A 21,977-nucleotide genomic window follows, 5' to 3' on the forward strand; every position below is an offset into this window, starting at 1 on the left:
CGATCCGCGAGCTGTGAAGGCTTTCTCCCTCGCGCGAAGGAGCGCGGGAATCAACCGCAGCGAATGGTTTCGCGCTCGGTGACGATCCAGTCGAGCGGCCGATCATGCGGCTCCTGCGGCACGGCGTCGATCTCCTGCGCCGCGTAGGCGATGCCGATGCTTATGGTCGGCCCCAGCTCGGAGAGGGCGCGGTCGTAATAGCCCTTGCCGTAGCCGATGCGATAGCCGCGCCGGTCGAAGGCGGCGAGCGGGACGATGAGGATGCGCGGGGAGACCTCGGGCTGCTCGGGCGCCGGAACGAGCGTGCCGAAGCCGCCGGGTACGATCGGCTCATAGGGCGCCCAGCGACGAAAGATCATGCGCCTAGCGACGATGGCGGGCAGGCCGAGTGGCAGGCCGCGCCGATGCAGCTCTTCCAGGATCGGGCGGGGGTCGGCCTCGGAACGCATCGGCCAATAGGCAGAAACCGGGCCGGCGGCGTCTTTCCAGACGGGCAGGGCAAGCACCCGGGCAGCGATCTCGGGATCCCATTCGAGCCGATCGTCGATCTCCAGCGCATCGCGGCGGGCGAGCGCCTGCGCGCGCAACGCCGCCTTCTGGGGGGAGGGCGTGGCGGGCGTATCCAGGATCGTCGTCATGAAGGCTGCGGAGCCACCTCGGCCGTGGAGTTTTGAATCCCGGGACACCTACTAAAGTAGGTGGGCGCCGTGTGTCCGGTTCCGATGGATCCGGTCAGGGACAGCTCCCTAGGGAGTCGTATGGGCCCGGGGAATGCTGTCTCTCACGCACCAGGCAGCCCCGCTTCGACAATGTAGGGAAGAGGCCGGCAAAGCGCCAGAGGCGTTTTCATGGTTGCTCCCCGAATTTCGCAGCCGGCCCATGAAGTTGTCCATATTTTGGCCGCGGTGCGCGGATGTTATAGTCGCGTGCGCGACAGTTTCAGTTTCAGCTAAGGACCGCTTGCTTCAGATGCCTGGCTCTTCCCTTGCCCGCTTCCTCGTTCGTCCGGCGTGGCCGGCGCTCGCGCTCGCTGCGGGGCTGATCGGCGCCACGGTGCCGGCTTTCGCGCAGGATGCCGCCGATTTGCTGGTGCGCACCACACGGCTCGAAAACCAGATGCGCCAGATGGCTGGCCAGATCGAGCAGCTCCAGTTCGAGAACAAGCGGCTGACTGATCAGCTCAGCCGCTTCCAGCAGGACGTCGATTTCCGCCTGAACGAAAAGGGCGGTGGCGGCCGTCCCTCTGCCGGTTCAGCGCCGCCGCCCGCCAACCCGCCCGCAGGCGGCACGCCGCAGCGGCAGCGCCGCGGCGATGCCTTCGACCCCACGACGCAGCAGGGCGCCGCCGGCGCGCCGCAGCAACTCGGCGGCGGAATCACCGGCATCATCGAGGATGATTATGCCGGTGGTCCGGCAAGCGGCCAGCCGCTCGACCTGCAGGGCGTCGGGCGTCCGGTGCAGCAGGGTGCAGTGGCCGCCGGTCCGCGTGGCCAGAGCGTTGCCGCCGCGAGCGGCCCCGCGACGGCCAAGGAGGCCTATGATTCCGCCTATTCGGCGCTCCAGCGCCGGGCCTATGAGCAGGCCGAGATGGGCTTCCGGCAATTCCTGCAGAGCTATCCGCGTGACCGGCTCGCGGTCGACGCCACCTATTGGCTCGGCGAAAGCTATATGCAACGCCAGCGCTATCGGGAGGCTGCGGAGCAGTTCCTGAAGATCTCGAAGGAATCACCACGCTCGGCCAAGGCGCCGGACAGCCTGCTCAGGCTCGGCATGGCCTTGAACGGGCTCGGCGCCAAGGAGCAGGCCTGTGCGACCTATGCCAAGGTCGGCATCGATTACCCGCAGGCCTCGAGCGCCGTGCGCAATGCCGTCAGCCGCGAGCGGCGGCGCTCCGGCTGCGCTTGAGCGCGGTTCGCCCCCTCGACGTCTCCGCGACGCCGGTCTCGCCCGTCGAGGCCGGCGTTGTCTTTGACGGGCTCGCGGGCGAGTCGGGGTTGCTCGTGGCCATCTCGGGTGGACCGGATTCCGTCGCGCTGTTGGCATTGCTGGCCGATTGGGCCAGGGGGCCGGGCCGGCCTCCGCTTCATGCCGCGACCGTGGATCATGGATTGCGCCCCGAAGCCGCGGCCGAGGCCGAGCGGGTCGCGGAGCTCTGTGCCAGGCTCGGAGTCCCTCATGCGACCTTGCGGTGGGCCGGGCCGAAACCGGCAACCGGCATTCAGGACGCCGCGCGGCGCGCCCGTTACGACCTCCTCGCGGAGGAAGCCTTGCGACAGGGGTGCGCGGCCGTCGTCACCGCCCATACGCTCGACGACCAGGCCGAGACCCTGCTGATGCGGCTTGCCCACGGCTCCGGGCCGAGCGGGCTCACTGGCATGCAGCCACGCTCGCGCCGTGGGGAGGTCCTTATCGTCCGGCCGCTGCTGAGCATCGAGAAAGCACGCCTCGTGGCCACGGCCGAGGCGCGCGGGCTGCCTTTCGCCCGTGACCCGAGCAATGCCGATCCGCGCTTCGAGCGCGTGCGCTGGCGCGGGCTGGCGCCGTTGCTGGCCGCGCAGGGGCTCGACGCAGCGCGGCTCGGGCTCCTCGCAGCGCGCATGACGCGGCAGGAGGAGGCCTTGTCGCGACGGGCCGCGGATGTTCTGGCGGCGCGGCGTTCGCCGAAGGGAGACGACAACGGCCTGCGCCTCGATTTCCGGAGATTGGCGGAGGAGCCGGCGGAGATCGTGTTGCGTGTGCTCGCGCTGGCCCTGCACGAAGTTGCGCCGGTGGTCGAAAGTTATGGTCGGCTGGAGCGGCTCGAAGCCTGCGGCACGGGGCTGCTTGCCGCGCAGCGGGATGGTTCGGCCATGCGGCGGACATTGTCCGGCTGTATCCTGACGCTCGGCCGGGATGGCGTGCTGGCCGTGCGTCAGGAGGGGCAGCGCCGGCGTGGTGTTCACCCTGCGACATCATAATACCGCGACATCGCGGGTTTCGCTTGCGTTTCCCTTGGCAAGGAGGCGCGCCGCACCTAAATTGCTATCGAGTGAAATCCAGGCCTTATCCGGTTGGTCCCGGCAGGCCCGATCGGACTGGTGATGAATCCGAACTTCCGCAATTTCGCCCTCTGGGTGGTGATCTTCCTGCTGGTTCTGGCGCTGGTGACACTGTTCCAGAGCCCGAGCCAGCGCTCGAACACGAACGAAATTCCCTACAGCCAGTTGATCAACGAATCCGAGTCCGGACGCATTTCCAGCGTCGTGGTCTCGGGACAGGAGATCTCGGGTACCTTCTCGGATGGTCGCAACTTCGTGACCTATGCGCCTTACGGCGATCCGAACCTGCTGAAGACGCTGGCGCAGAAGGGCGTGACCGTATCCGCCCGCGCGCCGTCCGAAGGCACGCCCTGGTTCATGGCGCTGCTGGTCAACTCGCTGCCCTTCGTCATCTTCATCGGCCTGTGGATCTTCATGTCCCGCCAGATGCAGAACGGCGCCGGCCGGGCGATGGGCTTCGGCAAATCCAAGGCCAAGCTGCTCACGGAGGCGCATGGCCGCGTCACCTTCGAGGATGTCGCCGGCATCGACGAGGCCAAGGAAGACCTGCAGGAGATCGTCGAGTTCCTGCGCGATCCGCAGAAATTCCAGCGGCTGGGCGGGCGCATCCCGCGTGGCGTGCTGCTCGTTGGCCCCCCCGGCACGGGTAAGACGCTCACGGCGCGGGCCGTCGCGGGCGAGGCCAATGTGCCGTTCTTCACCATCTCGGGCTCCGACTTTGTCGAGATGTTCGTCGGCGTTGGCGCCAGCCGCGTGCGCGACATGTTCGAGCAGGCCAAGAAGAACGCGCCCTGCATCATCTTCATCGACGAGATCGACGCGGTCGGCCGCCATCGCGGCGCCGGCCTCGGCGGCGGCAATGACGAGCGCGAGCAGACTCTGAACCAGCTCCTTGTCGAGATGGACGGCTTCGAGCCGAACGAGGGCGTCATCATCATCGCCGCGACGAACCGTCCCGACGTGCTCGACCCGGCGCTGCTGCGCCCGGGCCGCTTCGATCGCCAGATCGTCGTGCCGAACCCGGATGTCGCCGGCCGCGAGAAGATCCTGCGCGTCCATGTCCGCAAGGTGCCGATGGCGCCGGATGTCGACCTCAAGATCCTGGCCCGCGGCACGCCCGGCTTCTCGGGTGCGGACCTGATGAACCTCGTCAACGAGGCGGCGCTGCTCGCGGCCCGCCGTGGCAAGCGCATGGTCACCCATGCCGAGTTCGAGGACGCCAAGGACAAGGTCATGATGGGCGCTGAGCGCAAATCCATGGCTATGTCCGAGGAGGAGAAGAAGCTCACCGCCTATCACGAGGCGGGCCACGCCATCGTCGGCCTCTACGTCCCGGCCGGCGTGCCGGTGCACAAGGCGACGATCATCCCGCGCGGGCGCGCGCTCGGCATGGTCAAGTTCCTGCCGGAAGGCGACCGCTACTCGATGAAGTACAAGGAGTTCACCTCGCAGCTTGCGGTCGCCATGGGCGGGCGCGTCGCGGAGGAGATCACCTTCGGCAAGGAGAACATCACCTCCGGCGCCACCGGCGACATCCAGCAGGCGACCAAGATGGCCAAGGCCATGGTCACGCAGATGGGTTATTCGGACGAGCTCGGCATGGTCGCCTATGGCGACAACCAGGAAGAGGTCTTCCTGGGCATGTCGATGGGCCGCAGCCAGTCGATCTCCGAGGCCACCGCCCAGAAGATCGACGCGGAGGTGAAGCGTCTCGTCGATAACGGCTATGCTGACGCCAAGACGATCCTGACCGAGCATCATGACGAGTTCGTTCAGGTGGCCGAAGCGCTGCTCGAGTTCGAGACGCTGACGGGCGAGGAGATCCGCGACCTGATCGCCGGAAAGCGCCCCTCGCGCGATCTCGACGACACGCCGCACGCCCCGCGCGGCTCGGCCGTGCCGAGCGCCGGCAAGGGCCGCAAGCGCGGCGAGCCGGATGCCGGCATGGAGCCCCAGCCGCAGGTGTGAGCGGTTTCGTTCAGATGGACATAAAGGCGGCCTTCGGGCCGCTTTTTTATTTGGGCGTCGGCTTTCGCGATCGGACGTCATTTCGGCCCTGTCACGCTCCGTCATAATTTGTGAGAAGGCGGAAAGGTTTTTTGGCTATAGAAACACGCAAAATCGGGCGCAGATCGCCCCTCGGATCGAGACGATATGGCACGCAAATATTTCGGAACGGACGGCATTCGTGGACGGGCGAATGGCGTCATTACGCCTGACCTTGCCCTGAAGGTCGGGCAAGCCACGGGCCTCGCCTTCCACCGTGGCGAATATCGCCATCGGGTCGTGATCGGCAAGGATACCCGGCTTTCCGGCTATATGATCGAATATGCGATGGTCGCGGGCTTCACCTCCGTCGGCATGGACGTGATGCTGCTCGGCCCGATGCCGACGCCGGCAGTCGCGATGCTGACCCGCTCGATGCGCGCCGATCTCGGCGTGATGATCTCGGCCTCGCACAATCCCTATGAGGACAACGGCATCAAGCTGTTCGGCCCCGACGGCTACAAGCTCAACGACGAGGTCGAACGCGAGATCGAGGCGCTGATCGACGCCGATCTCGGCCCGCGCCTGTCGGCTTCGCCGAAGCTCGGCCGAGCCAAGCGCATCGACAGCGCCGATGCGCGCTATGTCGAATTCGCCAAGCGGACGCTGCCGCGCAACCTGAGCCTTGAAGGCCTGCGCATCGTGCTCGATTGCGCCAATGGTGCCGCCTACAAGGTGGCGCCGCAGGCACTCTGGGAACTCGGCGCCGAGGTCATCACCATCGGCGTGGAGCCCGACGGCTTCAACATCAACCACGAGGTCGGCTCGACCCATCCGTCCACGCTGGTCGAGAAGGTCAAGGAATTGCGCGCCGATGTCGGTATCGCGCTCGACGGCGACGCCGACCGCGTGCTCGTGGTGGACGAGCATGGCCAGATCGTCGATGGCGACCAGCTCATGGCGGTGATCGCGCGCTCCTGGCTGGAAGACGGCCGGCTATCGGCGCCGGGCATCGTGGCGACGGTGATGTCCAATCTGGGTCTCGAGCGCTATCTGGCAGGCCTCGGCCTCTCGCTTGCGCGCACGGCGGTCGGCGACCGTTACGTGCTGGAGCACATGCGCAACCACGGCTTCAATCTGGGCGGCGAGCAGTCGGGCCACATCATCCTCTCGGATTTCGGCACGACCGGTGACGGGCTTGTCGCGGCGTTGCAGCTGCTGGCGGTGGTGAAACGGATGGATCGGCCGGTTTCGGAAGTCTGCCACTGCTTCGAGCCGCTGCCGCAGATCCTCAAGAACGTGCGCTACAAGGCCGGCAAGCCGCTCGAGCAGCAGGCCGTGATGAGTGCTATCGAGGCGGCGAAGCAGCTCCTCGGCGAGAGCGGGCGCCTCGTCATCCGCCCCTCCGGCACCGAGCCGGTGATCCGCGTCATGGCCGAGGGCGACGACCGTGATCTTGTCGAGCGCGTGGTCGACGACGTCGTCGAGGCCGTAACGAAGGCCGCGGCCTGACAGGTTCTCCGCCTGCTTTCAGAATCCTGGTCATCCCGGACAAGCGGCCAAGCCGCGCCGATCCGGGATCCAGGCCTGAAACGCACCGACCTGCTCCCGGGTCTATGCCTTCGCCCGGGATGACAGCTTATGTCGAAAGGGATCACACCACCGCGGTCAGTCCGCCATCGACCATCAGCAGGTGGCCGTTGACGTAGTCGCTCGCCGCCGAAGACAGGAAGATGGCCGCGCCGACCAGCTCCCTGGTCTCGCCCCAGCGACCGGCCGGCGTGCGGCTGCAGACCCAGTTCGTGAAGGCCTCGTCGGCGAGCAGCGCCTTGTTGATCTCGGTGGTGAAATAACCGGGGCCGATGGCGTTGGCCTGGATGTTGTGCTTGCCGAGTTCGGCGGCGAGACCTCGCGTCATCATCTTCACCGCGCCCTTCGAGGCCGTATAGGGAATGATGGTGGCGCGGCCGAGCTCGCTCATCACCGAGCCGATGCTGATGACCTTGCCGCGCTTGCGCGGGACCATCCGCTTCGTCACCGCCTGGGTGACATAGAACACCGAATGCAAGTTGGTGTTCATCACCTCATGCCAGCCCTCGACCGGGAATTCAGTGATCGGCGCGCGCTTCTGCATGCCGGCATTGTTGATCAGGATGTCGATGGGACCGATCTCGGCCTCGATCCGGGCGACGCCGGCCTCGACGGCCTTCTGGTCGGTGACGTCGAAAGCGGCGATGGAGGCTTTGCGGCCTGCCGCGGCCAGTGCCTGCTGCGCCCGTTCGAGCTTGGTCTTGTCGCGGCCGTTGAGGACGACATGGGCGCCGGCCTCCGAAAGGCCCTCGGCCAGTGCGAGGCCGATCCCCTGACCCGAGCCCGTGACCAGCGCGACCTTGCCTTCCAGGCTGAACAGCGACAGCGACATGGCGTATCCTCGCAAAAGGCCGGGGTCCGGCGTCAGTTTCGGTTTGCGCCGGCGGCGCCCATGTGGGTAAGCAGTTTTCAAACGATTAGACAACGGCGCAACTGCTTTGTTTGCGCCATTCAGGAGAGACCGCCATGCGTGCCGTCGTGATCCATGCCGAGAAGGATCTGCGTGTCGAGCCGACGACCGCGCCGGAGCTCGGGCCGCGCGACGTGCGAGTCCGCATCGAAGCGGGCGGCATCTGCGGTTCCGACCTGCATTACTACCTGCATGGCGGCTTCGGCACGATCCGCGTGCGCGAACCAATGATCCTCGGGCACGAGATTGCTGGGCGGGTCGAGGCTGTCGGCGACGAGGTCTCGCGGGTGAAGCCGGGCGACCGGGTCGCGGTCAATCCGAGCCGCGCCTGCGGTCATTGCCGCTACTGCCAGATGGGGCTGCAGCAACACTGCACCGACATGCTGTTCTATGGCTCGGCGATGCGCTTCCCGCATGTGCAGGGCGGTTTCCGCGACGTGCTCGTCGTCGAGGAGCGGCAGGCCGTGAAAGTGGCTCCCAGCGTCACGGCGGCGCAGGCGGCCTTCGCCGAGCCGCTTTCGGTCTGCCTCCATGCCGCCAAGCGCGCCGGGCCGCTGCTCGGCAAGCGCGTGCTGGTGACGGGAGCGGGGCCGATCGGCGCGCTCACCATCGTCGCGGCCAAGGCCGCTGGCGCTTCGGAGATCGTGGCGACGGACGTGGTCGACGGGCCGCTGCCGGTGGCGCGGCGAATGGGCGCAACGGCGACGATCAACGTCGCTGCGGAGCCTGATCGGCTGAAGGAAGAATACGGAGCCGAAAAGGGCGCCTTCGACGTGATGTTCGAGGCTTCGGGCAACCAGCACGCGCTGACCGGGGCCTTCGATGTGGTGCGCTCGGGCGGTACCATCGTTCAGATCGGCGTCGGCGGGCAGTTCACCCTGCCGATGAATGTCGTCGTCGCCAAGGAATTCGACCTGCGCGGTTCCTTCCGCTTCCATGAGGAGTTCGACTGGGCCGTGGCGATGATCGGCTCCGGCTCGATCGACCTCTCGCCGCTGCTGACGGCGACGATTCCGGTCGACCGCGCCGTCGAGGCCTTCGACCTGGCCGCCGACAAGGCGAAGGCGATCAAGGTGCAGCTCGACTTCGCCTGAACGCCTCAGCCCCTGAGCAGATCCGGGTCGGCGAGGTGGACGAGCCGCCCGCCGGCGATGGTCGCGACCACGCGCGGCGTCGGCTCCGGTCGAATGATGACCAGATCGGCGCGCAAGCCCGGCGCGATCCGACCGCGGTCGTTGAGCCCGAGCGCCGCGGCCGGGTTTTCCGAGACCAGCTTCCAGGCGGCCGGGAGGGAGGCCGCGCCACGCTCCGCCAACAGGAAGGGCGCGAGCGGCAGGGCCGGGTAGTAGTAGTCGGAGGCGAGGATGGTGCAGAGGCCCTCGCGCACCATCTCCTCCGCGGCCGGGCAGCCGGTATGCGAGCCGCCGCGCACCACGTTCGGCGCGCCGAAGACGATGGCTTCCCCCGCCGAGGCCGCCTCGCGCGCCGTCGCTTCATCGATCGGGAATTCCGCGACCGTAATGCCGAGCGCGCGATGCTCGCGCCGCATCTCGGGGCTCATGTCGTCATGGGACATGATCGGCACGCCGGCACGGTGCGCCGCCTCCGCAAGCCGTGCGATCGAGCCCGCGACTTCGTGCTTGCGGGCATAGACGCGGTCGACCAGCTCCATGAATGCGTCGTGGCTGAGGCCGGTCCGCTCGACCATCTTGCCGATCTTGTCCGGCCGGTGGCGGGATTTCAGCGTGCCCTCGGTATGATCGTTGAAGGCGAGGACGCTGATGCGCCCCTCGGCCAGCCAGGTCACGATCTCGTCTTCCGCATCGAGGTTGAAGGTCTCGTGGCGCATATGGAAGCGGGTATCGGCGCCGAGCTCGGGCCGGAGAGCAGCGATGCGCTCGACCAGCCGGCGTGCATTTTCGGCGCCGCGCAAACCCGGCTCCCAGGACCATGTGACGCCGTGGAAGGCGGTGGTGATCCCGCTTGCCAGCAAAGCGCGATCGGCGTCGCGCAGTGCCAGGTCGATGTCGAAGGCGACGCCTGGGCGCGGCATGATGTGGCGTTCGAAGGCATCGCCATGGCTGTCGACGATGCCCGGCAAGACGAGGCAGCCCCTGGCCTGGATCGTGAGACTCGCCGGCTTCAGGGTTTCGCCGAGCGCGCTGATCCGATCGCCTTCGATCGAGAGGCCGGTCTCCGCGAATGCGTCGAGAAGCACGCGTGCGCCAATGATCCCCAGGCTCATGATCTCACCCCCTCCGCCGTCAACACCGAGGCGGGGCGCATCGACGAGTCATGTGACGGGGGCATGACGCTTCCCGCGCCGGGACCGTCAGGACAGCCCCTCGATATGCCCCTGCGCATCGATGTGGATGCGCTCGGCGGCGGGCTCGCGCGGCAGGCCGGGCATGGTCATGATGTCCCCGCAGATCGCGACCACGAAACCGGCGCCGGCCGAGAGCCTGAGTTCCCGCAAGGGGACGATGTGGCCGGAGGGGGCGCCGCGCAGCGTCGGATCGGCCGAGAAGGAATACTGGGTCTTGGCGACGCAGACCGGTAGGTCGCGGAAGCCGGCGGCTTCCAGCTCGGCGAAGCGCGCCGCGAGCTTGGCGTCGACGCTGACGCCCTTGGCGCCGTAGATCTCCCGCGCCACGGTTTCCAGCTTCTCGCGCAGCGGCATCGTGTCGGGATAGAGCGGGGCGAAATCGGCCTCGCCCTCATCGGCGAGCGCAGCGACCTTGTGGGCAAGCTCTTCCGCGCCGGCTCCGCCCTGCGCCCAGTGACGACAGATTACCGCCTCGACGCCGAGATGGTTGCGGCAATAGTTGCGGATGAGTTCGTGCTCCGCAGGGGTATCGGTCGCGAAGTTATTGATTGCGACGATCGGCGGCACGCCGAATTTCCGCACATTGTTGACGTGGCGCGTGAGGTTGGAGAGGCCGGCTTCGAGCGCCTTGAGATTCTCCTGGCCGAGATCGTCCTTCGCCACGCCACCATGCATCTTGAGGGCGCGGACGGTCGCGACGACCACAGCGGCAGCGGGCTTCAGACCAGCCTTGCGGCACTTGATGTCGAAGAATTTTTCCGCGCCGAGATCGGCGCCGAAGCCGGCTTCGGTGACGACATAGTCGCCCAGCTTCAGTGCGGCGCGTGTCGCGATCACCGAATTGCAGCCATGGGCGATGTTGGCGAAGGGGCCGCCATGGACGAAGGCGGGCGTGCCCTCCAGCGTCTGCACGAGGTTCGGCATCAGCGCATCCTTGAGCAGCACGCTCATCGCCCCGGTCGCTCTGAGGTCGGCGGCGGTGACGAGGCGCTTGTCGCGGGTGCGGCCGACGACGATTCGGCCAAGGCGCGTTTCGAGATCGGCGATATCGCTGGCGAGGCAGAAGATCGCCATCACTTCGGAAGCGACGGTGATGTCGAAGCCGTCCTCGCGCGGGAAGCCGTTGCTCGGGCCGCCGAGCGAGGAGACGACCTGGCGCAGGGCCCGGTCATTCATGTCCAGGACCCGCCGCAGGGCGATGTAGCGCGTGTCGAGCCCGAGCCCGTTGCCCCAGTAGATATGGTTGTCGACCATCGCCGCCAGCAGGTTGTGGGCGCTGGTGATGGCGTGGAAATCGCCGGTGAAATGCAGGTTGATCTGCTCCATCGGCACGACCTGGGCATGGCCGCCGCCGGCCGCGCCGCCCTTCATGCCGAAGCTGGGGCCGAGCGAGGGCTCGCGCAGCGCGATGATCGCGCGCTTGCCGATGCGGGAGAGCCCGTCGCCGAGACCGACGGTCGTGGTGGTCTTGCCTTCGCCGGCCGGCGTCGGGCTGATCGCGGTGACGAGGATCAGCTTGCCGTCGGGCTTGTCGCGAAAGCCGGGGATCGCGCCGGTGTCGACCTTGGCGATGAACTTGCCGTAGGGGTGAAGCGCGTCGACAGGAACGCCGGCCCGCTCGGCGATGGTGGCAACAGGCTGAAGCGTCGCGGCGCGCGCGATCTCGATATCGGTCGGCATCCGTCCCCTCGGAGATTGTCCCGGCCCGTGCCTTCCGGCCCGGAGCCGCGGCGACACTCGCGCGAAAAGCCCGGTGTCGCCAGCGATTTCAAACGATCGAACGGCGCGATTCACAAGCCGGATCGCGCCGTAACGAAGCCGGTCTAGGCGGTCAGATGCGCGTTCTGCGGGAAGAGGAACTTGCGGGCGTCCGCATCGACTTCCGTCTTGAAAGCGAACTGGTCCTTCAGCGCGGTGGCGCGCTGGGCGGCAGGCCGGGCCGAGATCTCGTCGGTGTGCCGCTTCACGTTCGGGAAGAGCGTTGCCCAGTTCTCCCCGACCGCGAAGCCGAGCCGGGTCGCCCAGCCCCAGACCGACATGTCGATCAGCGTGTAGTCGTCGCCGAGCATGTAGCGGCGGGACTTCAGCTGCTCATCGATGATGCCCCAGTGGCGCTCGGCCTCGCGGGCGTAACGGTTGATGGCGTAGGGGATCTTCTCGGGAGCGAAACGGCTGAAATGCACCGCCTGGCCACAATAGGGGCCGATGCCAGTGGCGACGAACATCAGCCAGGACAGCATCTCGCCGCGCGCCTTCGGCGTGTCCTGCGGCAGGAACTTGCCGGTCTTCTCGGCGAGGTAGAGCAGGATCGCGTTGGAATCGAAGATGGTGACGTCGCCATCGGTCAGGGCCGGTGTCTTGGCGTTGGGGTTGATCGCGAGGAAGTCCGGCTTGAACTGGTCGCCCTTGCGGGTGTCGACCGGGACCATCTCATAGGGCAGGCCGGCTTCCTCCAGGAAAAGCGCGACCTTCGCCGGGTTCGGCGAGGGGTGGTAGTAGAGCTTGATCATGGAAGGCTCCCGCTGGGTCCGATCTGGTTGCGGCTCGCGGCATAGGAGACGAGATCGGTCAGCGCGGCAATGGTCGTATCCGCATGGAAGCCAAGCTGTTCAGGCTGCATGCGCAGCGCCTTGAACATCAGCTTCGGATCGATCGTGCCGGCGGCGCCGAGCTCGGCCCGCAAGGTCGCTGCAGGCACGCGCTCGATGCGCGCGACCGCGAAGCCATGCGCCTTGGCGCCGGCAATGTCGAAGCCGTTGGAGGAGACGAAGAGGATCTCGTCGCGCGCCAGCCCGAGCCGCTTTTCGACATGGGCATAGCCGCGCGGATCGGGCTTGTAGACGCCGATCTCGTCGACGCTGATGACGGTCTCCAGGAACTCGCCGATGCCGGCTTGCGTAACGAGGTGCTTCAACATGGCCGGGCTGCCATTGGAATAGATGGCAAGCCGGTAGGAGGCGAGACCTTCCAGCGCGGCGCGCGCTTCCGGATACAGCGCGAGCGCGTCATAGGCGCCGGCGATCTCGACGAGGAACTCCGGAGTCGTGGTAAGGCCCAACGTCCTCAGGGTGAATTCGAGGGATTCGGTCGTGACCGTCCAGAAATCCTCGTACTGGTCCATCAGCGCGCGCAGCCAGGTGTATTCGAGCTGTTTCAGCCGCCAGATCTGGGTGATCGTCGCGCCATCGCCGGGAAAGGCAGCTTCGGTGGCGGCAGCGACCGACTGGACGTCGAACAACGTCCCGTAAGCGTCGAAAACCAGGGCCTTGATCGGCATGGCTATCCTCCGTCTGAAGCTGGCCGCGGGGCGGGTGCTTTCTTAGCACTCGCATCGGCAGTACGGCGCATGGTATCCGCACGGCTACGTTTTTCCGAAAGCCGAAGGTCAAGTCGATGCCGCCTCGTCCCGTGATGCTGATGATCCTCGATGGCTGGGGCTGGCGCGAGGACTCTGAGAACAACGCGATCAAGCTGGCGAAGACACCGAATTTCGACCGCCTCTGGGAGAGTTGCCCGCGCACCTTCCTGCGCACGTCCGGGCTCGACGTCGGCCTGCCGGAAGGGCAGATGGGCAATTCCGAGGTGGGGCATCTCAATCTCGGCGCCGGGCGCGTCGTGATGCAGGATCTGCCGCGCATCAACCAGGCGATCGTCGACGGATCGATCGCGAGAGCCCTGGAAGCGAGCGGACTGATCGCGGCGCTGAAGGCGAGCGGTGGCGCCTGCCATCTGCTCGGCCTCGTCTCGCCGGGCGGCGTGCACGCGCATCAGGACCATGCGGTGGCACTGGCGAAGATCGTGGCGGCACAGGGCATCGCGGTGAAGGTGCATGTCTTCACCGACGGGCGCGATACGCCGCCGCAATCGGCTGCCGATTATGTGAAGACCTTCGAGGCGGCCTTACCGGCTGGCGCGCGCATCGCCAGCGTTTCGGGACGCTATTACGCGATGGATCGCGACAACCGCTGGGAGCGCGTCGAGAAGGCTTGGAACGCCATGGTGCTGGGGCAGGGCAACGCCTTCCCCGATGCCCAGGCGGCCATTGCGGCGGCCTATTCCGACAAGGTCACCGACGAGTTCATCGTCCCTGCCGTGATCGGCGATTATGCGGGGATGCAGGACGGCGACGGGCTCCTGAGCTTCAACTTCCGCTCCGATCGCATCCGCGAAATCCTCAACGCCGTGCTCGAGCCGGGCTTCAGTGGCTTTGCCCGGGCGCGCGTGCCGAAACTCGTCAAGGCGGTCAGCATGACCTCCTACAGCGCCGAGCTCGACAAGGTGATGCCGGTGCTGTTTCCGGCGCAGACGCTCGCCAACGGGCTTGGCGAGACGGTGGCCAAGGCTGGACTCAAGCAGATCCGGATGGCGGAGACCGAGAAGTACCCGCACGTCACCTATTTCTTCAACGGCGGCGAGGAGACGCCTTACGCGGGTGAAGACCGGGTGATGGTGCCGTCCCCCAAGGTCGCGACCTATGACCTGCAGCCGGAGATGTCGGCGCCGGAGCTGACTGCGAAGGCGGTGGAGGCGATCGATTCAGGTCGCTACGACCTCGTCATCCTGAACTTCGCCAATACCGACATGGTCGGCCATACCGGCGTGCTCGCGGCCGCGATCAAGGCGGCCGAGACAGTCGATGCGGGGCTCGGCGCCATCGCGGAGGCCGTGCAGCGGCAGGGCGGGGCGCTGCTCGTCACCGCCGACCATGGCAATGCGGAGCTGATGGTCGATCCGGTCACCGGCAAGCCGCATACGGCCCATACCACCAATCCGGTGCCGCTGATGCTGATCGGTGGTGAGGCCAAGGCGCTGGCCGAGGGGCGCCTCGCCGATATCGCCCCGACGCTGCTGGCGCTGATGGAGCTGAAGCAGCCGGACGAGATGACGGGGCAGTCGCTGCTGCGCTGACGAGGCCTTAAAAAGCGAAACGGCGCGGAGTGGATCCGCGCCGTTTCGTTTGTCGGAGATGCAGGTCTCAGTATTTGCGCACCGTCGGCGGCGGCATGTAGGCCACGGGAGCCGGTTCCGTGCTGCAGCAGTTCGGATCGCCGAAGTTCCAGCGCATGCCGATCCGGAAGTCGTGGCTGTCGATGTCCTTGGCCTTGAGCGGGCCCTGGATCTGACCCGTAAAGGCGTTGACGAGACGGCCGGACTGGGCGTCGCCGAGGTTCAGGTAGCGATAGCCGAGCTCGAGGGTGAGGTTCTTGTTCACCTCGTAGCCGACGCCGGCCATCAAGGCCCAGGCGAGGTTGGTCTTGGTTCCCGTATTGGCCGTGCCCAGCGTCGGGCCGACAAAGTTGCCGAACAGAGCGCCCTGGTCGGTCAGCCCGGAAATGCGGTTCTGCGTGAAGCCGATACCGGCGCCGATATAGGGCGTCAGGCAGTTCCAGGTGCCGAGGTCGAAGTAGCCGTTGAACAACGTGACCAGCGAGGTCATGTTGCCCTTGTAGGTGTTGGTCTGGTTGCCGTTGTTGAACGGGTTGAAGACGATGTCGTTCACCCCGATCGAGGATGACCCGCGATATTCACCGGTCACATCGAAGCGCAGCCAGTTGTTGAAGCGATAGCCGACACCGAGGCCGGCAAAGAAAGCGGAATTGTCGCTTTTGCCGAAGAAGGAGCCGCCGAATTCCGCGACTTCGTCCTGGTGGTACTTGCTGACGCTCTGGACGCCGACGCCGATGTCGCCGCGCAGATAGATGCCGCTCGTGATCGTGCCCTTGAGCATCGGGGGCTCGGGCGGGGGAGGCGGAGGATAGCCACCCAGATCTGCGGCATGTGCCGCTAGGGAAGCACCGAGGGCCAGGGCGCCCCCCAGCGCAATGGATTTCAGGCTGCCCATGGCAGGGTCCTTCGCGTTGCGCGCAGGACAAGGACGCAGTCCCGCGCAGTTACCGTCGGGCAGGACCATGCCAGCGATTTATTAAATGAGGCTTAACCCTAACAGCTAACCTTACTTTTTTGTTGAGGCGGCGATTTCTTCTTGCCCGGCTGCTTCCTGCAGGGCCTGCCGGGCCTTGGCCGCCATCGCCTCGAATTCGGAACGGAAGCGCTCGATCTTCTCCTCGTCGAGTTCCTCGAGATCGAGCAGTTCCTCGCGTGCGCCTTCCAGCTTCAGGATCAGCTCGTCGAGCTTGATCTGCATGGCGGCGGTGTCGCGGTTCTGGCTGTTCTGGATGATGAAGACCATCAGGAAGGTGACGATGGTCGTCGAGGTGTTGATGACGAGCTGCCAGCTGTCGTTGAAGCTGAACAGCGGCCCCGACAAGGCCCAGATCACGATGAGGGCGGCCGCGCCGAAGAAGGTCTGCGGCTTGCCGGCCCAGTGGGAGACGAGCTGGGAGAGGCGGGTGAAGAAGGAGCGGTCGCTCTGCGGCAGGCGACGCTTGCGTTTGCTGGACATGGCGGTCCCCCGAGCCGGGTTGAGGCTGTGACAGCTTCAACGCGGTGCGGGGAAGGCCGTTCCTTGCGGCGCTCAGGCGAAGAGGCGCTCGGCGTGCCAGGCGATGTGCTGGGCCATGAAGGTCGAGACGAAGTTGTAGGAATGGTCGTAACCTTCCCGGAGCGTGAGCTGTAGCGGGATGTCGGCCGCTGCGCAGGCGACCTCCAGAAGCTGCGGGCGCAGACCTTCCTCGAGGAAGCCGTCGGCGCCGCCCTGATCGACGAGCAGTTCCTTGACGCGGTGCCCATCGGCGATCAGCAGCGTCGAGTCATAGGCCCGCCAGGTCGTTTCGTCGGGGCCGAGATACTTCTCGAAGGCAGGTCGCGACCAGCCGGCGGTCGAGGGCTGGGTGATCGGGGCGAAGGCCGAGACGGAGCGGTAGCGGTCGGGGTTCTTCAGCGCCAGCGTGATCGCGCCGTGTCCGCCCATCGAGTGGCCGAAGATGCCCTGGCGCGACATGTCGAGCGGGAAGTTCCTGGCGACGAGATCCGGCAATTCGTCGCGGACATAGCTCGCCATGCGGTAGTTGCTGGCATAGGGCTCTTGCGTCGCATCGAGGTAGAAGCCGGCGCCGGAGCCGAACTGCCAATCGTCGGGCTCGTCCGGTACGCTCTCGCCGCGAGGGCTGGTGTCCGGGCAGATGATGGCGATGCCGTTAGCCGCGGCGGCAGCCCGGTACTCGCCCTTGTCCACGACGTTCTGGTGAGTGCAGGTCAGGCCGGAGAGATACCACAGAACCGGAACCGGCCCCTCTTCCGCCTGATGCGGCAGGTAGATCGCGAAGGTCATCGGGCAGGCGCAGGCCGCGCTGTCGTGCCGGTAGACGCGCTGCGAGCCGCCGAAGGCCTTGGAGGCGGAGAGGAGTTCCATAGGGGGTCCTTTCTTGTGGCGGCCCGCCGGAGGAAGGCATCGGCGTCATTCCGGGCTTCGCGGCGTGAAGTCCCGGAACGACGGATGGTTCCCTTGCCTCAAGGATGAGGCGGCAAAACGGCGCTTCAGTAGACCACAACGCTGCGGATCGACTTGCCCTCATGCATCAGGTCGAAGCCGTGATTGATCTCCTCCAGCTTCAGCTTGTGGGTGATCAGGTCGTCGATATTGATCTTCCCTTCCATGTACCAGTCGACGATCTTCGGCACGTCGGTGCGTCCGCGCGCGCCGCCGAAGGCCGTGCCCTTCCAGACGCGGCCGGTGACGAGCTGGAACGGACGGGTCGCGATCTCCTTGCCGGCCTCGGCGACGCCGATGATGATCGACTCGCCCCAGCCGCGATGGCAGCACTCCAGCGCCTGGCGCATCACATTGGTGTTGCCGGTGGCGTCGAAGGAGAAGTCGGCGCCGCCGCCGGTGAGGTCGACGATTGCCTGCACGACCTTGTCGTTGCCGATCTCGCTCGGGTTGATGAAGTCGGTCATGCCGAACTTGCGCGCCATCTCCTGCTTGGCTGGATTGATGTCGACGCCGATGATCTTGTCGGCGCCGACCATGCGGGCACCCTGGATGACGTTGAGGCCGATGCCGCCAAGGCCGAAGACCACGACGTTCGCGCCCGGCCAGACCTTGGCCGTGTAGATCACCGCGCCGATACCGGTGGTCACGCCGCAGCCGATGTAGCAGATCTTGTCGAAGGGCGCGTCCTCGCGGACCTTGGCGAGCGCGATCTCGGGCAGGACGGTGAAGTTCGCGAAGGTCGAACAGCCCATGTAATGGAAGATTTCGCCGCTATCGCAGGAGAAGCGGGAGGTGCCGTCCGGCATTACACCCTGGCCCTGCGTAGCGCGGATCGAGGTACAGAGATTGGTCCGGCGCGAGAGACAGCTTTTGCACTGCCGGCATTCCGGCGTGTAGAGCGGGATGACGTGATCGCCGACTTTGAGCGTGGTCACGCCGGCACCGACCTCGCGCACGATGCCTGCGCCCTCATGGCCGAGGATCGCCGGGAACTTGCCCTCCGAATCCAGCCCGGAGAGCGTGTAGGCATCGGTATGGCAGATGCCGGTCGCCATCACCTCCACCAGAACCTCGCCGGCCTTGGGGCCGCCGATCTCGACGGTCTCGATGGTGAGGGGCTTGCCGGCTTCCCAGGCGACGGCGGCACGGGTCTTCATCGGGCGGTTCCTTCTTCGTGAGCGTTCATTTCAGATAAGGGCGGATCACGCGCATGATCGCGGCGATCTCGTCTTCGTTCATATCCTCGGCAGTGCTGGCGGGAGCACCGGCCTGCATCGTCTCGCGCAGATGGCTTTCGAGCACCTCGGCCATCAGACCGGTCGCTGCACCGCGCAGCGCGGCGAGCTGCTGAAGCAGCGCGCCACATTCCTCGCCGCGCTCGACGGCGCCGATCAGGGCATCGGCTTGCCCTCTGATACGGCGCAGCCGCGTGACGGCGCGCTTCTTCTCTTCCGGTGTGTGAGGCATGGCGCCGAGGCTCGAACCGCGATCCGCCGCGACGCTAAGGTACTGAGGGGGAGTATGTCAACGCGAATTGGCGCGGCCAAGCAAAAGGGCGGCAGCGTCGCCGCTGCCGCCCCGATGGATCGCTGTGGCCGATGCGTCAGAAGCTGTAGCCCAGCTTCACCTTGACGACATGCCGGCTGAAATTGGTCAGGTCGAGATCGCCTGGCTCTCCCTTGGCCTTGCCGGCGACCTGGATGTTGTAGGCGGCCGAGAGCGCTAGCTGCTTCGTCGCCTGCCAGAAGATGCCGGGGCCGACATAGGTGGCGTAGCCCGCCTCCTTGCCGAAGCCGAGCTCGTTATGGGTGCGCAGGTGGCGCACCTCGCCGCTGAGGTAGAGCCCATCCTGCACCTGCCAGGCGAGCGAGCCGGCGACAGTGAAGGTCGAGGAGCGCTGATAGGGGGAGGGGCCGGTCCAGGTCAGGTCGTGCGAGAGGTTGACCGCGGCATAGAGCGTGTTGGGGATCAGCGTCTTGTCAGCGAAGAGGCGGATGCCGGTGTTATAGGTGGTGAAGCGGCCGGCGCCGTCCGGGTCGGTGCGAGTGACGCTCGGATCGATGACGAGAGTCAGGCCGATGCCGTGCATGTCGCGGCCGAGCAGGCGGTACTTCATTTCGACGCCGGCGCCATAACCGCGTTCGTCGGCGCTGATGCCACCAGCCGAGGCGCTGGTGACGCTGCCGAGCACATAGGGGCCGATCTCGAAGCAGGGAAACAGGCCATAGGAGCCCTGCAGCGTCAGGCCATGGCTATTGGAGGTGCCGACCCTCGTCCCGAAGCTGCCGTTATAGGTCAGGCTGGGGCCGAAGGAGCCGACATCTGCCACGTCCGAGCCGGTGGTGAAGCCGAAGGCGTCGGTCGGGATGCCTTCGCTGTCGGCACAGGCCGAGACGACGGGTGCGGGGGCGGCGGGTGCGCCCTTGCGGGAAGGCAGGTCGGCCGCCATCGCCGTACAGGTGCCGGCAGCAACGAAGCCGAGAGCGAGGTATTTCGAGAAGGCCGAAGCGAGCGACATGGGCGCCATTCCGTCTGGGCGGCGGCCCATCGCGCCCGGCTCAAGTCATTCGCGCCGGGCGGGCCACACGAATCGCAGCTTGCCGCAGCCGGCGAGCGCGCGGGAGTGGGTGGCCCTGACATCAGCTGAAATAATGTTACATGTTGCGCCGCCACAACAAACTGGAATTCAACAAAAAAGCGGAGGGGCCTTTCAGCTCAGCGGCGTCAGCATGGCAATCCGCGCCAGCGCACGCGGCGCGATGGCGGCCAGCTCCTCGACCGGTTTCCAGGCGGCGGCATGGACCTCCTCGACCTGTGCGACCAGTGGGCGGGCCGGGTCGGCCAGGAAAAGATATTGCAGGTCGTGATGAACATGGGCCGGCTCGCCGCGCGCCGGCTTGCCCGGTACGTCGTGGCTGTCGATCGCGAAGGGAACATCGCCGCCGCCATGCCAGGGATGGAGCGCGAGGTCCTGCACCCCGGTTTCCTCGACCGCCTCGCGTGCCGCAGAATCGTGGAACCGGTCCGCCTCCTCCCAATGCCCGCCGGGTTGGAGCCAGCGACCGATGACGACATGGTCGATCAGCAGGATCTGCGCATGGTCCGGTGAGAGGACGAAGGCGCTGGTGGTGACGTGGCCAGGAAAGGTCTCGCGCCGGTCGAGCGCGTGGCCCTGCTCGATCTGCCAGCGCAGCAACGATAGATGCTCGCGGGAGCCCGCGACCTCCGAACGGTAGCGTGCGACGGCTTCGGTCAGACGGGGCATGAAATCCATGGCTTGGCTTCGATCTCTCAGGGCAACTGCAGGCGATAGGATTCGAAATGACCGTTGCGCGGGCCGTCATAGCCGACGAGGACGTCGAGCTTGCCGCCCTGCTGGGCGAGAACGGTGAGCGACTCGGCCTTGGCATTGCGGCGCCCGGGCAACTCGCCCAGATCGGTCGCCGCATCGGGGTGCGCGAGATCGACCAGCAGCAGCGAATAGGGCCGCTCCTGCTCCTGCGCGGGCCCGAGAAGCGCAAGAAGCCGGTTGCCGGGCAGGGGAGCGAGATCACGGATGCCGCGATCCGGCCCGGCTGGCAGGGCGATCACCCGCGGCGTCTCTGTCGTCGGCGCGTGGCCCGGTGCGAACAGGGCCTGCAGGGAGGCGCCGACCAGGAAGGCCCGCCCACCGAGTGAGGGCGCGCGCAGCCCGATCCAGAGCGTGTCGCCGACCGCGGCGATGCCTTCGACGTTGAGGCCGGCATCGTCCATCAGGCTCTTGCCGAAGAAGGCGCCGGCCTCGCCCGCACGACGCAGGACATCGCTGAGGCGGTAGGTCAGTTCGGTCTGGCCGGCGGGCATGCCGGCCGCATCGACCCGGATGCGAGCGAGGTGAAAGGCCGAGAGCCTGAACTCGCCCCGCTTGCGCGAGCAGCCATGCGAGCCCGCGACGTAGAAGGCGCCGTCGGCATAGGCGACGGCCTCGCCGTCGAGCTCGGCGAAGCGCCCGGCCATCTTGCAGATGTTCTGCGGCGCGGTCCCGAGCACGGCGGGAGAGGCTTCCGTGCCGATGAGCGGCAAGGTGGTTCCCGGCGCGATCCGGTTTTCCGCGATCTCGGCGAACTGGGCGAAGGCGCTCTCGTCATTGATCAGCAGGCAGCGCCGGGTGCCGTTGGCGGCCGGCATGCAGGCAAGGCCGCTGACGTCATGCGCGGCCTTTCCAAGCTTCTTGCCGGAGAAGTCGCCGGTTGTCTTGAAGCGCTGTTCCGGCGCGAGCGTCGCGGCCTGGGCGAGCGTGGCGGCCAGCAAGGTGGCCGCGACGAGAGACAGTAGGCGATACCGCATAGGGCGAATCCGGCGAGTCGGGGGCGGGATTGAGCGCGAGGAGGGGCTTGATGTCAAAATGGGTTTGAAGCGCCCACCCATGTGGTGCGATCCCTATGCGATCTTGATGTTCGGGCCCTGCGCTTCGTCTCGAACGGCTATGGCAGCGTTCCTATCCTCTCCCGTGCGGTTCGAAAGGCCGCTCGGAAATTAGGACCATGAACCAGATCCATCACAGACGCTTTGCCGATCCGCCCGCCTTTCTCGTCGGGCGCGATAGCGAGGGACATTGGCTCGCCATCGAGACGCATGGGCGCGGCGGCGGCATCTTCGCCGACCGCAGCGCCGCCCTGCGTTATGCCGCAGCGGAGACAGCCCACCGGCCCCGCGCCGTCCGCGTGACGGCCAGAAGGCTGCATCTGCTCTGAG

Annotated in this window: 21 protein-coding genes and 1 other RNA gene; 7 read left to right on the forward strand and 15 right to left on the reverse strand. The window is 66.5% G+C overall.

Features of this window, described 5'->3' with window-relative positions:
• Positions 1-50: 50 nt before the first annotated feature.
• The gene (locus tag CE453_RS08410) at positions 51-638 is read right to left on the reverse strand and encodes a 5-formyltetrahydrofolate cyclo-ligase (RefSeq protein ID WP_089177779.1); all 588 of its coding nucleotides are present in this window, start codon (positions 636-638) and stop codon (positions 51-53) included.
• A gap of 6 nt (positions 639-644) precedes the next feature.
• A non-coding RNA gene (gene ssrS, locus CE453_RS08415) (6S RNA) lies at positions 645-802 on the reverse strand.
• A gap of 167 nt (positions 803-969) precedes the next feature.
• Between ssrS and ybgF the strand changes: the two genes are divergently transcribed.
• The 4 genes from ybgF (at position 970) to glmM (ending at position 6,536) form a co-directional block, all read left to right on the forward strand.
• Positions 970-1,905, forward strand: a complete 936-nt coding sequence (ybgF, locus tag CE453_RS08420; protein WP_089174179.1) for a tol-pal system protein YbgF — start codon at positions 970-972, stop codon at positions 1,903-1,905.
• Positions 1,902-2,957 carry a tRNA lysidine(34) synthetase TilS gene (gene tilS, locus CE453_RS08425; protein ID WP_198302295.1) on the forward strand — a complete coding sequence of 352 codons (1,056 nt, stop codon included), beginning with the start codon at positions 1,902-1,904 and terminating at the stop codon, positions 2,955-2,957. Before ybgF ends, tilS begins: the two co-directional genes overlap by 4 nt.
• Before the next feature lie 123 nt (positions 2,958-3,080).
• On the forward strand, positions 3,081-5,006 hold the full coding sequence (gene ftsH / locus CE453_RS08430; RefSeq protein WP_089177781.1) for an ATP-dependent zinc metalloprotease FtsH: 1,926 nt from the start codon (positions 3,081-3,083) through the stop codon (positions 5,004-5,006).
• Between the two features lie 186 nt (positions 5,007-5,192).
• A complete protein-coding gene (gene glmM / locus CE453_RS08435; protein ID WP_089174180.1) occupies positions 5,193-6,536 on the forward strand; it encodes a phosphoglucosamine mutase in 1,344 nt (447 codons plus the stop codon).
• A 142-nt stretch (positions 6,537-6,678) separates the two neighbouring features.
• Here the strand turns inward: glmM and CE453_RS08440 are convergent, their stop codons facing one another.
• A complete protein-coding gene (locus CE453_RS08440; RefSeq protein WP_089174181.1) occupies positions 6,679-7,446 on the reverse strand; it encodes an SDR family NAD(P)-dependent oxidoreductase in 768 nt (255 codons plus the stop codon).
• Between the two features lie 134 nt (positions 7,447-7,580).
• Between CE453_RS08440 and CE453_RS08445 the strand changes: the two genes are divergently transcribed.
• Positions 7,581-8,618 (forward strand): L-idonate 5-dehydrogenase, encoded by a 1,038-nt coding sequence (locus CE453_RS08445; RefSeq protein WP_089174182.1) that lies wholly within the window; start codon positions 7,581-7,583, stop codon positions 8,616-8,618.
• 5 nt (positions 8,619-8,623) lie between these two features.
• Here the strand turns inward: CE453_RS08445 and CE453_RS08450 are convergent, their stop codons facing one another.
• The 4 genes from CE453_RS08450 to CE453_RS08465 all read right to left on the reverse strand — a co-directional run bounded on the left by CE453_RS08450 (position 8,624) and on the right by CE453_RS08465 (position 13,127).
• Positions 8,624-9,772, reverse strand: coding sequence for an alpha-D-ribose 1-methylphosphonate 5-triphosphate diphosphatase (locus CE453_RS08450; protein WP_198302364.1), 1,149 nt, complete (start codon positions 9,770-9,772; stop codon positions 8,624-8,626).
• An 84-nt stretch (positions 9,773-9,856) separates the two neighbouring features.
• Positions 9,857-11,530 (reverse strand): formate--tetrahydrofolate ligase, encoded by a 1,674-nt coding sequence (locus CE453_RS08455; RefSeq protein ID WP_089174184.1) that lies wholly within the window; start codon positions 11,528-11,530, stop codon positions 9,857-9,859.
• 143 nt (positions 11,531-11,673) lie between these two features.
• Positions 11,674-12,360 carry a glutathione S-transferase family protein gene (locus tag CE453_RS08460; protein WP_089174185.1) on the reverse strand — a complete coding sequence of 229 codons (687 nt, stop codon included), beginning with the start codon at positions 12,358-12,360 and terminating at the stop codon, positions 11,674-11,676.
• Positions 12,357-13,127, reverse strand: a complete 771-nt coding sequence (locus CE453_RS08465) for a haloacid dehalogenase type II (protein WP_089174186.1) — start codon at positions 13,125-13,127, stop codon at positions 12,357-12,359. The genes CE453_RS08460 and CE453_RS08465 overlap by 4 nt, the downstream gene beginning before the upstream one ends.
• A 116-nt stretch (positions 13,128-13,243) precedes the next feature.
• Between CE453_RS08465 and gpmI the strand changes: the two genes are divergently transcribed.
• Positions 13,244-14,758: a 2,3-bisphosphoglycerate-independent phosphoglycerate mutase gene (gene gpmI / locus CE453_RS08470; RefSeq protein ID WP_089174187.1), complete on the forward strand. Its 1,515-nt coding sequence runs from the start codon at positions 13,244-13,246 to the stop codon at positions 14,756-14,758.
• Positions 14,759-14,825: 67 nt separating this feature from the next.
• On the opposite strand, the gene CE453_RS08475 is transcribed toward gpmI, so the two are convergent.
• The 8 genes from CE453_RS08475 to CE453_RS08510 all read right to left on the reverse strand — a co-directional run bounded on the left by CE453_RS08475 (position 14,826) and on the right by CE453_RS08510 (position 21,569).
• Entirely contained in the window at positions 14,826-15,761 is a 936-nt protein-coding gene (locus CE453_RS08475; RefSeq protein WP_089174188.1) for an outer membrane beta-barrel protein, read from the reverse strand.
• A 42-nt stretch (positions 15,762-15,803) separates the two neighbouring features.
• The gene (locus tag CE453_RS08480; RefSeq protein WP_089174189.1) at positions 15,804-16,253 is read right to left on the reverse strand and encodes a low affinity iron permease family protein; all 450 of its coding nucleotides are present in this window, start codon (positions 16,251-16,253) and stop codon (positions 15,804-15,806) included.
• A gap of 72 nt (positions 16,254-16,325) precedes the next feature.
• Complete coding sequence (gene fghA, locus CE453_RS08485; RefSeq protein ID WP_089174190.1) at positions 16,326-17,162, reverse strand: S-formylglutathione hydrolase; 837 nt, start codon at positions 17,160-17,162, stop codon at positions 16,326-16,328.
• A gap of 125 nt (positions 17,163-17,287) precedes the next feature.
• Positions 17,288-18,400 carry an S-(hydroxymethyl)glutathione dehydrogenase/class III alcohol dehydrogenase gene (locus tag CE453_RS08490; protein ID WP_089174191.1) on the reverse strand — a complete coding sequence of 371 codons (1,113 nt, stop codon included), beginning with the start codon at positions 18,398-18,400 and terminating at the stop codon, positions 17,288-17,290.
• 25 nt (positions 18,401-18,425) lie between these two features.
• Positions 18,426-18,710, reverse strand: coding sequence for a metal-sensing transcriptional repressor (locus CE453_RS08495; protein ID WP_089174192.1), 285 nt, complete (start codon positions 18,708-18,710; stop codon positions 18,426-18,428).
• Positions 18,711-18,846: 136 nt separating this feature from the next.
• Positions 18,847-19,761: a hypothetical protein gene (locus CE453_RS08500; RefSeq protein ID WP_157732947.1), complete on the reverse strand. Its 915-nt coding sequence runs from the start codon at positions 19,759-19,761 to the stop codon at positions 18,847-18,849.
• 192 nt (positions 19,762-19,953) lie between these two features.
• Positions 19,954-20,517: an NUDIX hydrolase gene (locus CE453_RS08505; RefSeq protein ID WP_089174194.1), complete on the reverse strand. Its 564-nt coding sequence runs from the start codon at positions 20,515-20,517 to the stop codon at positions 19,954-19,956.
• 17 nt (positions 20,518-20,534) lie between these two features.
• Positions 20,535-21,569: a DUF3616 domain-containing protein gene (locus CE453_RS08510; RefSeq protein ID WP_157732948.1), complete on the reverse strand. Its 1,035-nt coding sequence runs from the start codon at positions 21,567-21,569 to the stop codon at positions 20,535-20,537.
• 197 nt (positions 21,570-21,766) lie between these two features.
• Between CE453_RS08510 and CE453_RS08515 the strand changes: the two genes are divergently transcribed.
• A complete protein-coding gene (locus CE453_RS08515; protein WP_089174196.1) occupies positions 21,767-21,976 on the forward strand; it encodes a hypothetical protein in 210 nt (69 codons plus the stop codon).
• Position 21,977 lies beyond the last annotated feature (1 nt).

Source organism: Bosea sp. AS-1 (genome assembly GCF_002220095.1).
In the GTDB taxonomy this organism is placed as follows: domain Bacteria; phylum Pseudomonadota; class Alphaproteobacteria; order Rhizobiales; family Beijerinckiaceae; genus Allobosea.

What these genes read in the sequence shown, in the direction of transcription:
- CE453_RS08410 (WP_089177779.1), bottom strand. Translation starts at nt 638, where the DNA reads ATGACGACGATCCTGGATACGCCCGCCACGCCCTCCCCCCAGAAGGCG.
- ybgF (WP_089174179.1), top strand. Translation starts at nt 970, where the DNA reads ATGCCTGGCTCTTCCCTTGCCCGCTTCCTCGTTCGTCCGGCGTGGCCG.
- ftsH (WP_089177781.1), top strand. Translation starts at nt 3,081, where the DNA reads ATGAATCCGAACTTCCGCAATTTCGCCCTCTGGGTGGTGATCTTCCTG.
- glmM (WP_089174180.1), top strand. Translation starts at nt 5,193, where the DNA reads ATGGCACGCAAATATTTCGGAACGGACGGCATTCGTGGACGGGCGAAT.
- CE453_RS08440 (WP_089174181.1), bottom strand. Translation starts at nt 7,446, where the DNA reads ATGTCGCTGTCGCTGTTCAGCCTGGAAGGCAAGGTCGCGCTGGTCACG.
- CE453_RS08445 (WP_089174182.1), top strand. Translation starts at nt 7,581, where the DNA reads ATGCGTGCCGTCGTGATCCATGCCGAGAAGGATCTGCGTGTCGAGCCG.
- CE453_RS08455 (WP_089174184.1), bottom strand. Translation starts at nt 11,530, where the DNA reads ATGCCGACCGATATCGAGATCGCGCGCGCCGCGACGCTTCAGCCTGTT.
- CE453_RS08460 (WP_089174185.1), bottom strand. Translation starts at nt 12,360, where the DNA reads ATGATCAAGCTCTACTACCACCCCTCGCCGAACCCGGCGAAGGTCGCG.
- CE453_RS08465 (WP_089174186.1), bottom strand. Translation starts at nt 13,127, where the DNA reads ATGCCGATCAAGGCCCTGGTTTTCGACGCTTACGGGACGTTGTTCGAC.
- gpmI (WP_089174187.1), top strand. Translation starts at nt 13,244, where the DNA reads ATGCCGCCTCGTCCCGTGATGCTGATGATCCTCGATGGCTGGGGCTGG.
- CE453_RS08475 (WP_089174188.1), bottom strand. Translation starts at nt 15,761, where the DNA reads ATGGTCCTGCCCGACGGTAACTGCGCGGGACTGCGTCCTTGTCCTGCG.
- CE453_RS08480 (WP_089174189.1), bottom strand. Translation starts at nt 16,253, where the DNA reads ATGTCCAGCAAACGCAAGCGTCGCCTGCCGCAGAGCGACCGCTCCTTC.
- fghA (WP_089174190.1), bottom strand. Translation starts at nt 17,162, where the DNA reads ATGGAACTCCTCTCCGCCTCCAAGGCCTTCGGCGGCTCGCAGCGCGTC.
- CE453_RS08490 (WP_089174191.1), bottom strand. Translation starts at nt 18,400, where the DNA reads ATGAAGACCCGTGCCGCCGTCGCCTGGGAAGCCGGCAAGCCCCTCACC.
- CE453_RS08495 (WP_089174192.1), bottom strand. Translation starts at nt 18,710, where the DNA reads ATGCCTCACACACCGGAAGAGAAGAAGCGCGCCGTCACGCGGCTGCGC.
- CE453_RS08500 (WP_157732947.1), bottom strand. Translation starts at nt 19,761, where the DNA reads ATGTCGCTCGCTTCGGCCTTCTCGAAATACCTCGCTCTCGGCTTCGTT.
- CE453_RS08505 (WP_089174194.1), bottom strand. Translation starts at nt 20,517, where the DNA reads ATGGATTTCATGCCCCGTCTGACCGAAGCCGTCGCACGCTACCGTTCG.
- CE453_RS08510 (WP_157732948.1), bottom strand. Translation starts at nt 21,569, where the DNA reads ATGCGGTATCGCCTACTGTCTCTCGTCGCGGCCACCTTGCTGGCCGCC.
- CE453_RS08515 (WP_089174196.1), top strand. Translation starts at nt 21,767, where the DNA reads ATGAACCAGATCCATCACAGACGCTTTGCCGATCCGCCCGCCTTTCTC.